This is a genomic window from Catenulispora yoronensis (assembly GCF_039531695.1).
Classification (GTDB): domain Bacteria; phylum Actinomycetota; class Actinomycetes; order Streptomycetales; family Catenulisporaceae; genus Catenulispora; species Catenulispora yoronensis.
Genome location: NZ_BAAAQN010000023.1, coordinates 133,354 through 147,204, shown reverse-complemented (window position 1 = coordinate 147,204; position 13,851 = coordinate 133,354). Strand labels below are relative to the sequence as shown.

Here is a 13,851-nt window from a genome sequence, read left to right as displayed (position 1 = left end):
TCGCCCTACTCAAACTCACCGGCTGGACCAACATCGCCGCCGCCACCGACCACATGCGCGACCACCGCAACCACACCCTGAAACTACTAGGCATACAAACCAACCCATGAGAACGCAAAAGCCCTGGTGCCGCCGACCGGGTGTCAAGTTCATGCATCGGCAACAGCAAGGCAGGGTCACAAAGGTGAGGGCATGGACTTGACACCTGGGCGGCGGCGCTGTACCCGTAGGGCTGACGACGTGAGCGAGGGGAACGAACCCCCACCTCACAAACCGCCAGCGCAGAGACTGACTCGACCCCCCTATGGAGCCGGCGCCAGTTCCCCGAGGGATCCGAGGCCCCCGCTGGAAGCGCCTGCTTTTGACTTTCACAGCTTTTGACTTTGATTTTTTAGGTTATACCTCACTCCCACTCCCACCGCACCCCAACAACCCCCGGCCGAATATCAGGCACCACCAAATGAATAGACCGATGACTATCCACCGTCAACTCAGCACTCTCCTCCGTCGGCCCCTCCGTATGCCGCGCCGCAAAACTCTGACACCTCACCGGCAACGTATCCGGATGAAACCGCACATACAACACAAACAACCCACCCGAAAACCGATACCCATTAAAATGCTCGCGACACTCAATCCCACTATTCGGATGAATCCGATACGTCAAAACCTGCGTATCCCCAGCCCGCAACGACCGATCGAACAACAACTCCGACACAATCGACCGCGTCTCACTGTCCCGCCGCACCCGCCCGACGCGGCACCCATCCTGCACCACCACCTCAATAGCGTCCGCATCGGTCCCCGGATCACCGTTGTAGACCATCAACGCCCGATCCACACCATCATAATGCGCACGCAGCACCCATATAACGTCCACCGCGACCAGCTCCCGCCGCGCCCCGATAGTCACCACATTATGCTCCGAAACGATATCCAGCTTCCCAGCCGCCGGACTATCCATCTCAGCAAGCTGCCGCCCCAAATCACCCGGCACTCGCACAATGTCGGCAAACGGATTAGGCCACTGTCCGTTCCGAATAGCGAACCCTCGCGGCTTCGGCGGCCCCAGCAACACAGTCAGTGAATGCTGCGGCAAACCGAGTATCCCCTCCAAAGCCGTCACAGCCCGCAACGACTCCGGACGCTCAGGCCGTCGAATGCCGCGCTGCCAATAGCTCAGCGTGGTCACGCCGACATGCAGACCGCTGTCGATCAGCCGAGTCCGGAGCCGCTCAAGCGTCAGGCCACGCGCAGCAATAGCAGTCCGCAACGCAAGGTCGAACGGCCCACTATGCAGCGCCGCAGCGACCGGCCCACCCACAGCATCAGCCCGCTCGCCCCGCTCAACCCGATCAACTCGCTCCGCCCGCTCCGCCCGCTCGCCCTTCTCGGGGTAGGCCATCAGACCTCCGATTCACAGTAGCGCCGCAACCCTCGAACCCATCCGCGGCCCTCTCCACGGCCTTGTCCACGGCCTTCTCCGCACCCTTCTCCGCAGCCCTCTCCACACGACTGTTTGCAAAGCACTCGCCAACCCCTGTGAAAATACCGCCCTCCTCCCGCCCACTCCACGCACACCCCTCCCCGATCACCGCATCGCACCACGTCGGGCCAACCTCCACCCCTCACCTGACCACCCCTCCATTCACACCTGTTCCCGGTACGCACGACAGCCACCGCGAAGTCCTGTCCCACCCGCCGCGAAGTCCCTATCTTTCCGTCGAAGCGGCTGCCCCCGTTCAGACAGGGTGGCGGCGTCCTGCACCGGACCCCACCCCCTGCAAGGAGCCTGGAATGCGAGCCCTCCCCCGCCTCTTCACCCTCGCCTCGGTCGGCCTGGCCACCCTGGTCGGGTACGCCACCGCCCGCCAGCGCCGCCGCACCCAGCGCGGCGACCTCGCCGCCATCGGCTGACCGAATCGCGGCCGTCGCAGGGGGCTGCGCGGCCGCGGCCACCCACGGGTGGCAGCGCGGGTGCCGACCGGGTTTCCCGGCCGGCACCCGCCTTCTTCTCTCTCTGACCCCAAGCCCCTAAAAGCCTAAGAACCTCAAAACTCCCATGAACTTCCAAGAAATCTCAAAGGGCTGCGAAGCCCGAAGATCCTTAATAACCCCAAGTGCCTCAAAATCCCAAGAATCACTGGAAACCATGCCGCCAGTGAACCGAACCCCACCCCGACATCACCAAGCTTTAAGCCTTAGCTGAAACGTTCCGCGGCTCCCCAACCCGCCCGCCAGCCCGCACCACCACATCCGGCCCACCACTCGCTCAACGCCGCCGGTATAGGGGGAATCTCCCGCCGCCCGCCCTCGCCCCGCCAATCCGACGGATCCCAGGCCGGCACATACCCCTCCCCACCGAAAACGACCACTCCTCAACAGCTCTCGCAGCAGGTCCCAGCGCTCGCCGCGCCCCCGGCAGGCCGCGACCCGCTCGGTGCGTCGGCCGCAATCAATTGCTTCCCCGCCGTCCCCGGCATGTGCCGGACCCTAGATGTTTACGACGGGTTCGTCCCAATGGTTCGCAGAACTCTGATAAATAGGTACTACGACGGGCTCACGCCAGGGGGGCGCTGTGGCTCAGCCGCAGGGGCGACACGAAACGCAGGTGATCATGGACCTCGCCACCATTCTCCGCATCATGGTGAAACGCTGGTACGCCAGCATTCCCGCCCTGCTCCTGGCGCTGGCGCTGCCCGCCGGGGCCTGGTTCGCCGTCCCGCCGAAATACACCTCCACCTCGACGATCAGCCTGTTGAACTCGGCGGCCGCCTCCAGCAGCACCAACCGGACCGGCAACCCCTTCACCGCGTTCGACAACTCGCTGAACGGCATGGCCGACTACCTCACCCGCACGTTGAACTCCGACCAGTCGATGGCGGACCTGGCCAAGGTCGGTGTCACCGACCTGGCCTCGGCCGAGCTCGCGACGAACGCCTCGGGCCCCTTCATCACGCTGACGCTGACCGGCAAGGACTCGGCGCAGATCCTGTCCGAGATGAAGATCTTCGACGACTACGCGATCTCCCTTCTCGCGAAGGTCCAGACCGACACCACGAACGCCCTCAAGGAGCCGCTGGCGCCCAACACGCTGCTGCGCGCCATCGTCATGGTGCCGCCGCAGCAGCCGGTCGCGTCGTCGAAGTCCAAGCTCGAAGACGTCGCCGGGGCCGGAGTGGGCGGCATGGTGCTGCTCGCCCTGGTCTCGCTCGGCGCCGAGCGGATAGCCGTGCGGCGCGGGAAGCCCGCCACTGTTCAGCGCGGGCGCCGGACCCGGCCGGCCATGGCTTCCGCTTCCAGCCGAAGCGTCGAACGCTCAACCGCCCCGAACCCCGAGCCTGAGGCAGACCCCGAGCCCAGCCACGGCCACGGCCACGGTCCCGACCTCGGCCCCGACCTCGGCCCCGACTTCGACACCGACTTCGACACCGACCCCACCTTCGACGACCTACCAGACCTCGCCAACGGCTACTTCCACGAGGACGACCCCACCCCCGATCCCAGCGCCGAATCGGACCCGGACCCGGACCAGTGGACCGTCGACACCGACCCCTTCCCCACCAACGGAGTCCCGCCCACACTGCGCCGCTCCCAGCGCCGCCGGCCACGCTCCGAATAGCCACCCGGCTCGTCGGCCGGTCAGTCCGACGGCCGGTCAATCCGCCGGCCGGTCAATCCGCCGGCCGAACCCAATCCGCCCCCGTCTCAGTCCGAAACGCCGCGACCGCCGCCCCGATCGTCGGATAGAAGCGCGCCGGATCGACCCCACGGCCGAGCGCGAGCCGTTCAAGCTTCCGACGCACCGGTTCGTGCAGCTCGGCGAACACCAGATCGACTCCGACCTCCTCAAGATCGTCGACCAGATCGTCGAGAAGGTCGGCGGCCGTCACATCGACGTCGATGATCGGCTCGGCCGCGACCACGATCCAGCGCGGCGGGGGCGTGGCGGCGGCCAGTCGGGCGATGTCGTCCCGGAACGTCTTGGCGTTGGCGAAGAACAGCGGCGCGTCGAACCGGAACAGCACCAGTCCGGGCAGGACCTGCGCTGTGGGGTGCGTGGTCAGGCTGTGGTAGCCCTCCTTGCCGGGCACCTCTCCGAGCTGTGTCTCGAACGGCCGCCAGGTCCGGCGGAAGACGTTGAGGATCGACAGCACCACCGCGACCGCGATGCCCGGGAGCACGCCCAGCAGTGCGACGCCGAGGAAGGCCGCGATCGACACGGAGAACTCCGGCCGACTCTGCCGCCACAGTCGGCGCGTGCCCGCGATATCCGCCAGCGAGAGCGACGCGCAGATCACCACCGCCGCCAGCGCGGGCTGCGGCAGGTTCCGGAACAGGCCGGGCAGCGCGACGATCATCACGGTGATCAGCGCCGCGCCGACCACCCCGGCCAGCTGGGTCCGCGCACCCGCGCGCTCGGCCACCGCGGTGCGCGAGCCGCTGGTGCTGACGGGGAAGCCCTGGAACAGTCCGGCCGCCAGGTTCGCGGCGCCGATGCCGAACATCTCCTTGTCGCCGTCGATCTCCTGCCCGGTGCGGGCCGCGAACGACGAGGCGGTCGAGATGGTGTCGGCCAGCGACACCAGCGCGATACCCGCGGCGGCCGCGGCCAGCGGGCCGAGGTCGGCGAGCCGGACGTCCGGCAGGGTCGGCGGCGGGAAGCCGGACGGCAGCACGCCGACCACGTCGACGCCGTGGTCCTGGAGCCCGAACAGGGTCGTGGCGGCGATCGCCAGCACGACCATGATCAGCACCGCCGGGGCCTTCGGGGTCCAGCGCTGGAGCGCCAGGACCACCACGATGCCGCCGATCCCGACCACGGCCGCCGCCCCGACCAGGTCGCCGTTCCACATCCCGCGGACGAATCCGGAGATCTCCCGCAGCAACCCCTCGCCCTCGACGCTGAACCCGAACAGCTTGGGCAGCTGCCCGACCAGGATGGTGAGCGCCAGGCCGTTCATATAGCCGGTCATGGTCGGCTGGGACAGCAGGTCCGCGATGAACCCGAGCCGCCCGACGGCGCCCAGCACCATGATCGCCGCGACCAGCAGCGCCAGCATCGAGGCCAGGCCGACGGCGCGGTCGACGTCCCCGGCGGCCAGCGGCAGGACGGCGGCGGCGATCATCGGGCCGAGCGACGAGTCCGGGCCCAGGACCAGGACCCGCGAAGGGCCCAGGAGCGCGTAGCCGAGCAGGCACATGATCGAGGTGTAGAGGCCGGTGATCGGCGGCAGCCCGGCCAGTTCGGCGTAGGCCATGCCCTGGGGCACCAGCAGGGTGCTGAGCACCACGCCGGCGACGAGGTCGCGGGACAGCCAGGAGCGGCGGTAGCCGGTGGTCAGGCGCACGCCGGGGATGTCGCGCAAGCCGGGCACACTGCCTCCTAGGGCGGTTCGACGCCGGGCGGCGGGCGTCGCGCGACGCCGCCAGACGATCACCAACCAGGATCAGCCGCCCCGGACGGAGCCGCAACGCACGGGAGCCGCCCGGAGTCACATCCGGAGTCACCGCCCGGAATCACCGCCCGGAATCACCGCCCGGAGTCACCCGTCCAGCCGAGCCCGCCCGGTGGGGGGCTTGAACATAATGCGGGAGGATATGCGGCCTTTTAGCATCGAGCTGTAGCACCGGCCCACAGCCCACACGGATGGGCACCGGCGCCGGCACGACTCCGAAAGGCAGCCAGCAGATGGCCATGACGTCTGAAACGCCGGTCCTCGACACCATCGCCGCCATGACGGTGGACTCCCTGGAGAACTGCGGCATGGAGCCGCACACCCTGATCCTCACGCGGCTGGCCGCGCTGGTGGCGATGGACGCCCCGCCGATCTCCTACCTGGCCCACATCGGCGCCGCCCAGGCCACGGACGTGACCGCCGAGCAGGTGCAGGACCTGCTGGTGGCCATCGCGCCGATCGTCGGCACGGCCCGCGTGATGTCCGCCGCCGGACACATCACGCAGGCGATGGGCTTCGCGATCGCGGTGGCGGTCGAGGAGGCGTCCGAGGACGCCGACATGAAGGCGCGGGCGAACAGCGGCGGCAACGGAAGCGGTAACGGCGGCGGCAAGGCGAAGAAGAAGTAGGCAGCCGGCCGGCCGGGCCCAGGGGCGCGGGAACGGGATCGATCAGCCTCCGCGACGGATCGCGTCGCGGAGGGTGATCGTTTTTCTAAGGAAACTGACGTGGCGCACATCAACGGCGAGGCGCTCGGCCGCCCGGAAGAGGGGGCCGGCGGGGATGGCGCGACGGCGGCGGGAGGCGCGGGGCGCGGAACGGCGGGCAGGACAAGGGGCAACGCAGCGGGCAAAGCAGCGAGCGCAGCAGCAGGCGAAGCGGCCGGGGTGCCGAACGAAGCGGCAAGCGCAGCGGGCAGCGAAACGAGCGCAGGGGCAGGCACACCGGCCGAAGCAGCGAGCGCAGCAGTAGCCGAAGCGAGCGGCTCAGCCCACGCAGACCACCCCACCAGACCCGGCAGCGCCAGCCGCCGCCGAGCCTCCGGCATCTACGGAGCCATCGTCACCGCGGCCATCTTCGCGGCCGTGACCGGCCTGTCCACCGGTGCGCTGGTGGTCGCCGTGGTCGTGACCCTGGTCGTCTACTGGCTGGCCGAGGAGTACGCCGAACTGCTGAGCGAGCAGATCGAGGAGGGCAAGCTGCCCTCGATGCGGAGGATCGGCGGCGCGCTGGCCGACACCTGGCCGATGGTCACCGCGTCGTTCCTGCCGCTGGCCGCGGTGGTGATCGCGCGGCTGCTCGGGGCCACGGACCTGACCTCGGCGAACATCGGCCTGGCGATGGTCGTGCTGCTGCTGGGCGTGCACAGCTGGGCCGCGGCCCGCGCCGCACGCCTCACGGGCTGGCGGCTGGCGGGCGCGACCGCGACGGCCGTGGGCCTGGGGTTGGCGATGGTCGCGCTGAAGAACCTGGTGCTCCTGCACCTGCACTGAAGCACGCGAAGGGGAAGTCCAAGCGATTCGGGGGTCTCGCAGGGCATCATGCGCAGGCCGGCGACTCCCGGCCAAGACAGCATTCGTATCCGCATGACCGCCCCGCCTTGCCCCTCATCACCGCACCGTGACCCCGATCAAGCAAGTGTCGTCATCGGTATCAGCGTTGCTGTGCAGCAGCAGGTGCTCCAGATGCTCGTCCAACGTCGCGGCGGCCGGTCGCACCAGCGTCAGCAGGTCACGCAGCGACTCCTCGATGTCGCGGTCCCGGCGCTCGATCAGGCCGTCGGTGTACATCAGCAGGGTGTCGCCGGGTTGCAGCTGGAGGATGTGCTCCCCGTAGCGGGCATTGCCCACGGCGCCCAGCAGCATCCCCTCCGGCATCGGCGGCACGGTCGTGGTGCCGTCGCGGACCAGCAGCGGCGGCGGGTGGCCGGCGCGGGACCAGCGCAGGGTGCGGTCGCGGGGGTCGTAGACGCCGCACACCACGGTGGCGGTGACCGTGCTGCCGGACATGTGGTGGGCCACCGTGCCCAGCCAGTTGAGCATCTGCGAGGGGGTGGCGCCGGTCGCCGCGAGGCCGCGCAGGGCGTTGCGCAGCGCGACCATCTCGGTGGCGGCGTCGATGCCGTGGCCCGCGACGTCACCGACCACGAGCAGGATCCGCTCGTTCGGCAGCACCACGGCGTCGTACCAGTCGCCGCCGACCAGGTGGCCCTTCTCGGCCGGGCGGTAGCGGGTGGCGATCTGCAGGCCCCAGGCGTCGATCGGGGAGGGGGCGACCGGCATGATCGCGCGCTGGAGGCGGAGGGTGAGGCGGTTGCCCTCCTCGACCTCGCGCTCGGTGTGCTCCAGGCGGTCCCGGGTCGCGGCCAGGGCGATCTCGGTCCAGTGCTGGGCCGAGACGTCCTGGCAGGCGCCGCGGACCGCGATCATGGTGCCGTCCTCCAGCACCGGTTCGGCGACGACGCGGATGTAGCGCTGGACGCCGTCGCTGCGCAGCAGGCGGAAGGCCGCGGACGCGGGCATGCGGTGGTGCAGCACGGTGCGCACGAAGCGGGAGATCGCCGTGGCGTCGTCGGCGTGGGCGTGGGCCGCGAACTCGCGGATCGGGACCGGCGGCGCGCCGGCCGGCAGGGCGAACAGCTCCAGCAGCTCGGCGCTCCAGGTCACCTCGCCGGTCAGCAGGTTCTCCTCGAAGCCACCCATTCGGCCCAGCCGCTGGGCGTGCTGGAGCAGCCGGGCCAGCCGGGCCTCCTCGTCCTCCGGATGCCAGGTGAGCACCAGCACCCCGCCCTGCCGGGTGATGCCGACCGCGAGCGTGGTGGTCACCTGTATCCCGTCGATCAGGGCGCGCAGCACGATCCGGTCGTGGCGGAACGGCTCGCCGGTGGCGTGCACCCGCTCGATCCGCTCGGACAGCCCGCCGTCCTCGGCGGCCAGCGGGTAGGCCTGGAGGAACGGCAGCCCCAGGATCGCGGCGGCCGGCCGGCCCACCGGATCGACGAAGCGCTCGTTGACGTGGGCGATCCGGAAGTCGCTGAGCCGGCCGGCCGTGTCGTGCAGCGGCTGGAGGATCAGGGCCGGCTCCAGGAGCGAGTCCAGCAGGTCCGCCAGCTCCGGGGCCACGGCGGAGCCGGCCGAACCGGAGAAGCCGCCGACCCCGTACGCCCCGTACGCCCCGTACGCCCCGACCCCGCCGAACGCCCCGACCCCACCGGACACCCCGAACGAACCCCCGACCCCGTCCGGCCCGCCCCCCGAATCGCTGTCCAACGTGTGCGCGCACAGCTCCGCCAAGGACTGGAGCTGCCGGTGCACCGGCTGGGGGAACTCGCCGACCGGCCCCGGCCAGCAGATCTCCAGCACGCCCAGCAGCCGCCCGCCGAGCTGCGCCGGGATCGCGACCCGCGCGGCGTCGGCGCCCAGCGTCCGCTCGCCGATGCTGGACGAGTGCCGCCGGTCCGCGCCGGTGCTCCAGTACGCGGCCCGCGTCCGCACCGCCAACTGGGCGACGGTCTCGACGCCCGGCGGCGTGTGGTGCCAGCGCCGCGCCTCGGCGGCCGGGAACCCGGCGTGCCCGGCGAGCAGCAGCGAACCGTCGGCGGCGAGCGCCCAGACGGCGACCGCCACCGCGCCGAGCGGCGCCAGCGCGTGCCGGTGCAGCGATCCGGCGGCGGCGTGCACGTCGGAGGCGCTGAGCACCCCGGCCTCGGCCGCGCGCAGCCGCACGTTCAACGACAGGGCCCCGGCGCCGGGCGCCGGGTCCGCGCCGTCGGGCACGCGGCCGGGCGACTCGCCGGTGATCTCGGCCACGATGTCCGCGGCGAGCTCGACCACCGGCATCCCGCTGCGCGCGGCCAGCTCCTCAAGCTGGCGGGTCGCGGTCGCCGGGCTGATCCGCAGGCGTTCCATCAGGACGCCGCGGGCCAGCGCGATCAGGGTCCGGAACTCGGCGGTCGACTCGGCGTCGTCGAGCTGGGTCCGGAGGCGCTCGACGGTCGCGGCGAGCCGCCCGATGCCGGCCGCCGACGCGGGCGGTCCGAGCGCCGCCCCGACCGGCTCCGCCGGCAGGTCCTCGACCCCGGTCACAGGCCCAGCACCCGCTGGATGCACTCGATGAGCACGGCGGCGTCGACCGGTTTGGTGACGTAGTCGTTGGCGCCGGCGGCCAGACTCTTCTCCCGGTCGCCGTGCATCGCCTTGGCCGTGACCGCGATGATCGGCAGCCGTCCGTGCTCGGGCATGGCGCGGATCCGGGCCGTGGCCTCGTAGCCGTCCATCTCCGGCATCATCACGTCCATCAGGATCAGTTCGATGGCCGGGTCGTTGCGCAGGGCCTCGATGCCCTTGACCCCGTCCTCGGCGTCGACCACCCGCATGCCGTGCATCTCCAGCATCCCGGTCAGCGCGAACACGTTGCGGGCGTCGTCGTCGATGACCAGGACGCTGCGGCCGGCCAGCCGTCCGCCGCTGTCGGGCAGCTCGGCCGGCTGCGCGCGCCCCGGCCGGGCCGGCGGGACCACGGCGTCGGGCTGCTCGGCGCCGAGGTGCACGACGATCCGCTCGCGCAGCTGGTCCAGGCTCGGGAGCAGCTCCAGCGGGAACCGTTCGGCGTGCGCGTGCAGCATCCGGTCCTCGTCGGGGCCGAGGGTGCGGTTGTGGTGGGCCAGGACCGGGATCGAGCGCAGCGCGGGGTCCTCGGCGCGGGCCTGGAGGAACAGGGCCGCGCCGTCCTGGGCCATGTCCAGTTCCAGCACGACGCAGTGGTGCGGTTCGGCCGCCAGCATGGCCGCCGCCTCCTGGGCGCCGACGGCGGTCCGGACCTGGACCGGGGCCTGCGGTCCGAGCCGGTCGCGGCCGGCCAGCAGGTCCTCGGCCGCGCTCTCGGCGACCAGCGACAGCAGTCCGCGGGCCTTGTTCTCGACCACCAACAGGCGCCGGGGCTGGGGTCCGGCCCCGGGACGCTCGGCGCCCGGCCGGTCCGTCCCCACCGGGCGGCGGCCGTCAGGGCCCTGACCGGCTCCGGCGGAGCCGTTCAGGTCGGTGTTCTCGACGCCGGCCAACGCTCCGGCGGCTCCGGCGGCTCCGGCGGCGCTCAGCACTCCGAGCGCGCCGCGACCACCGAGCGCGCCGGAACTGCCGGAACCGATGGAACCGATGGAACCGCCGGAACCGACGAACCCGCCCGGCCCGATCCCCTGGCCCCCGACCAGCTCCACCACGCCGCCCACCACCACCGCGTCCCCGGCCTCGGACCACTCCGGATGCGCGATCGGCAGATACAGCGTGAACGTGCTGCCCTCCCCCAGCGTGCTCTCGGCGGTGATCACCCCGCCGAGCAGCTGCGCGATCTCCCGGCTGATCGACAGCCCCAGGCCGGTGCCGCCGTACTTCCGGCTGGTGGTCCCGTCGGCCTGCTGGAAGGCCCCGAAGATGGTCTCCAGCTGCTGCTCGGGGATCCCGATGCCGGTGTCCCGGACCCGGAACGCCAGCGCCGGTCCGATGTCGCGCACGCTGGCCGGCAGCTCGCCGTCGGCGACCGGCCCGATGCTCAGCTCGACCGAGCCGGCCTCGGTGAACTTCACGGCGTTGGACAGCAGGTTGCGCAGCACCTGCCGCAGCCGGGAGTCGTCGGTGAGCATCTGCCCCGGCATCCCGTCCGCGGTCCGGACCCGGAACTCCAGCCCCTTCTGCGTGGTCAGCGGGTGGAAGGTGGCCTCGACGTACTCCAGCAGCCGGGACAGCACGACCCGCTCCAGGTCCACGTCCATCTTGCCGGCCTCGACCTTGGACAGGTCCAGGATGTCGTCGATCAGCTGGAGCAGGTCCGATCCGGCGGAGTGGATCACGCCGGCGTACTCGACCTGCTTGGGGGTCAGGTTCCGGGTCGGGTTCTGGGCCAGCAGCTGCGCCAGGATCAGCAGGCTGTTCAGCGGGGTGCGCAGCTCGTGGCTCATGTTGGCCAGGAACTCCGACTTGTACTTGGAGGCCAGCGCCAGCTGCTGGGCCCGGGTCTCCAGCTCCTGGCGGGCCTGCTCGATCTCCAGGTTCTTGGTCTCGATGTCGCGGTTCTGCGAGGCCAGCAGCGCCGCCTTCTCCTCCAGCTCGGCGTTCGAGGTCTGGAGCTGCTCCTGGCGCACCTGGAGCTCGCCGGAGCGGGCCTGCAGCTCCGCGGCCAGCCGCTGCGACTCGCCGAGCAGCTCGTCGGTGCGGGCGTTGGCGATGATGGTGTTGACGTTGACGCCGACGGTCTCCATCAGCTGTTCCAGGAACGCCCGGTGCACCGGCGTGAACCGGTGCGTGGAGGCCAGCTCGATGACGCCGAGCACCTGGTCCTCCACCGCGATCGGCAGCACCACCAGGCTGGTGGCGGCGGTGCTGCCCAGGCCCGAGCTGAGCATGACGTAGTCGCCGGGCAGGTCGTCCACGGCGATCACGCGCTTGCTGCGCGCCGCCTGGCCGACCATCGACTGGCCCAGGCGCAGCCGGGTCGGCCGGTCGGCGCCGCCGGGGTCGCCCGGGCCGGCGTAGGAGCTGATCAGCCGCAGCTCGGTCCCGCCGCCGTCGGGCGCCTCCTCGGCCAGGAAGAACGCCCCGTACTGGGCGCCGACCAGCGGGGTGAGCTCGTCCATCACCAGCTCGGCGACCACCGCGAGGTCGCGGCGGCCCTGCATGAGCTCGGAGATCCGGGCCAGGTTGGACTTCAGCCAGTCCTGGTCGCGGTTGGCCCGGGTGGTCTCGCGCAGCGACTTCACCATCGAGTTGATGTTGTCCTTGAGCTCGGCGACCTCGCCGGAGGCGTCGACGGTGATGGACCGGGTCAGGTCGCCCTCGGCGACCGCGCTGGTCACCTCGGCGATCGCCCGCACCTGCCGGGTCAGGTTCCCGGCCAGCTCGTTGACGTTCTCGGTGAGCCGCTTCCAGGTCCCGGAGACCCCCTCGACCTCGGCCTGGCCGCCCAGGCGGCCCTCGCTGCCGACCTCCCGGGCCACCCGGGTGACCTCGGCGGCGAACGAGGACAGCTGGTCCACCATGGTGTTGATGGTGGTCTTGAGCTCCAGGATCTCCCCGCGCGCGTCGACGTCGATCTTGCGGGTCAGGTCGCCCTGGGCCACCGCGGTGGTCACCTGCGCGATGTTGCGGACCTGGTTGGTCAGGTTGTTCGCCATGAAGTTGACGTTGTCGGTCAGGTCCTTCCAGGTCCCGGCCACGTTCGGGACCCGGGCCTGGCCGCCGAGCATGCCCTCGGTGCCGACCTCGCGGGCCACCCGGGTCACCTCGTCGGCGAACGCCGACAGCGTGTCCACCATGGTGTTGATCACCTCGGCCAGGGCCGCGACCTCGCCCTTGGCCTCCACGGTGATCTTCTGCGACAGGTCGCCCTTGGCCACCGCGGCGGCGACCTGCGCGATCGAGCGCACCTGGCCGGTGAGGTTGGAGGCCATGACGTTGACGTTGTCGGTCAAGTCCTTCCAGGTCCCGGACACGCCGCGGACCGTGGCCTGGCCGCCCAGGTTGCCCTCGGTGCCGACCTCGCGGGCCACCCGGGTCACCTCGTCGGCGAAGGCCGAGAGCTGGTCGACCATGGTGTTGATGGTCTCCTTCAGCTCCAGGATCTCGCCACGGGCGTCGACGCGGATCTTCTGGGACAGGTCGCCCTTGGCCACCGCGGTGGTCACCTGGGCGATGGAGCGCACCTGCGCGGTGAGGTTGTCGGCCATGACGTTGACCGACTCGGTGAGGTCCTTCCAGGTCCCGGAGACGCCCTGGACGTCGGCCTGCCCGCCCAGGCGGCCGTCGGTGCCGACCTCGCGGGCCACCCGGGTCACCTCGTCGGCGAACGAGGACAGCTGGTCCACCATGGTGTTCAGGGTGTTCTTCAGCTCCAGGATCTCCCCGCGCGCGTCCACGTCGATGGTGCGGGTCAGGTCGCCCTTGGCCACCGCGGTGGCGACCCGCGCGATCGAGCGCACCTGCGCGGTGAGGTTGCCGGCCATGGCGTTGACCGAGTCCGTGAGGTCCTTCCAGGTCCCGGAGACCCCGTGCACGTCGGCCTGGCCGCCCAGGCGGCCCTCGGTGCCGACCTCGCGCGCCACCCGGGTCACCTCGGAGGTGAACCGGGACAACTGGTCGACCATGCCGTTGAACACGGTCGCGATCTCCACCAGCAGCCCGTCGCCGTCCTCGGGCAGCCGGGTGCCGAAGTCGCCGTCGCGCACCGCGGTCAGCCCGGCCAGCAGCTGCCTGAGCCCCTGCGCCTCGGAGTCCTCGGCGCCGCCGGGCATCCCGATCCGCGCGGTCGCGGCGACCGCCCGCTCAGCCTTGTCGTCCATCCGCCGTCCTGTCTCCCGAAGTCGCGTCCCAACCCCGTGCCGGCCCTGGCGCCGTCCCGTCGC

7 protein-coding genes are annotated in these 13,851 nt (G+C 70.9%); 3 read left to right on the top strand and 4 right to left on the bottom strand.

All coding sequences use genetic code 11. The features are described from left to right. Positions 1 to 403 precede the first annotated feature (403 nt). The gene (locus ABD481_RS20550; protein ID WP_344667320.1) at positions 404 to 1,405 is read right to left on the bottom strand and encodes a hypothetical protein; all 1,002 of its coding nucleotides are present in this window, start codon (positions 1,403 to 1,405) and stop codon (positions 404 to 406) included. A gap of 1,212 nt (positions 1,406 to 2,617) precedes the next feature. Here ABD481_RS20550 and ABD481_RS20545 point away from each other — a divergent pair. Then, positions 2,618 to 3,622, top strand: coding sequence for a hypothetical protein (locus ABD481_RS20545; RefSeq protein ID WP_344667319.1), 1,005 nt, complete (start codon positions 2,618 to 2,620; stop codon positions 3,620 to 3,622). 52 nt (positions 3,623 to 3,674) lie between these two features. Here ABD481_RS20545 and ABD481_RS20540 read toward each other — a convergent pair whose 3' ends face one another. Beyond that, entirely contained in the window at positions 3,675 to 5,378 is a 1,704-nt protein-coding gene (locus tag ABD481_RS20540) for a SulP family inorganic anion transporter (RefSeq protein WP_344667318.1), read from the bottom strand. Between the two features lie 314 nt (positions 5,379 to 5,692). On the opposite strand from ABD481_RS20540, the gene ABD481_RS20535 reads away from it, so the two are divergent. Both ABD481_RS20535 and ABD481_RS20530 read left to right on the top strand, forming a co-directional pair. Then, positions 5,693 to 6,088 (top strand): carboxymuconolactone decarboxylase, encoded by a 396-nt coding sequence (locus ABD481_RS20535; protein WP_344667317.1) that lies wholly within the window; start codon positions 5,693 to 5,695, stop codon positions 6,086 to 6,088. Between the two features lie 456 nt (positions 6,089 to 6,544). After that, entirely contained in the window at positions 6,545 to 6,952 is a 408-nt protein-coding gene (locus ABD481_RS20530) for a hypothetical protein (RefSeq protein ID WP_344667316.1), read from the top strand. Positions 6,953 to 7,069: 117 nt separating this feature from the next. On the opposite strand, the gene ABD481_RS20525 is transcribed toward ABD481_RS20530, so the two are convergent. Both ABD481_RS20525 and ABD481_RS20520 read right to left on the bottom strand, forming a co-directional pair. Continuing rightward, positions 7,070 to 9,544: a SpoIIE family protein phosphatase gene (locus ABD481_RS20525; RefSeq protein WP_344667315.1), complete on the bottom strand. Its 2,475-nt coding sequence runs from the start codon at positions 9,542 to 9,544 to the stop codon at positions 7,070 to 7,072. After that, positions 9,541 to 13,740 carry a HAMP domain-containing protein gene (locus ABD481_RS20520; protein WP_344667326.1) on the bottom strand — a complete coding sequence of 1,400 codons (4,200 nt, stop codon included), beginning with the start codon at positions 13,738 to 13,740 and terminating at the stop codon, positions 9,541 to 9,543. Before ABD481_RS20520 ends, ABD481_RS20525 begins: the two co-directional genes overlap by 4 nt. Between the last annotated feature and the right edge of the window lie 111 nt (positions 13,741 to 13,851).

Excerpts from the sequence above, each read along its gene's own strand:
- ABD481_RS20550 (WP_344667320.1), bottom strand. The coding sequence starts at position 1,405 with ATGGCCTACCCCGAGAAGGGCGAGCGGGCGGAGCGGGCGGAGCGAGTT.
- ABD481_RS20545 (WP_344667319.1), top strand. The coding sequence starts at position 2,618 with ATGGACCTCGCCACCATTCTCCGCATCATGGTGAAACGCTGGTACGCC.
- ABD481_RS20535 (WP_344667317.1), top strand. The coding sequence starts at position 5,693 with ATGGCCATGACGTCTGAAACGCCGGTCCTCGACACCATCGCCGCCATG.
- ABD481_RS20520 (WP_344667326.1), bottom strand. The coding sequence starts at position 13,740 with ATGCCCGGCGGCGCCGAGGACTCCGAGGCGCAGGGGCTCAGGCAGCTG.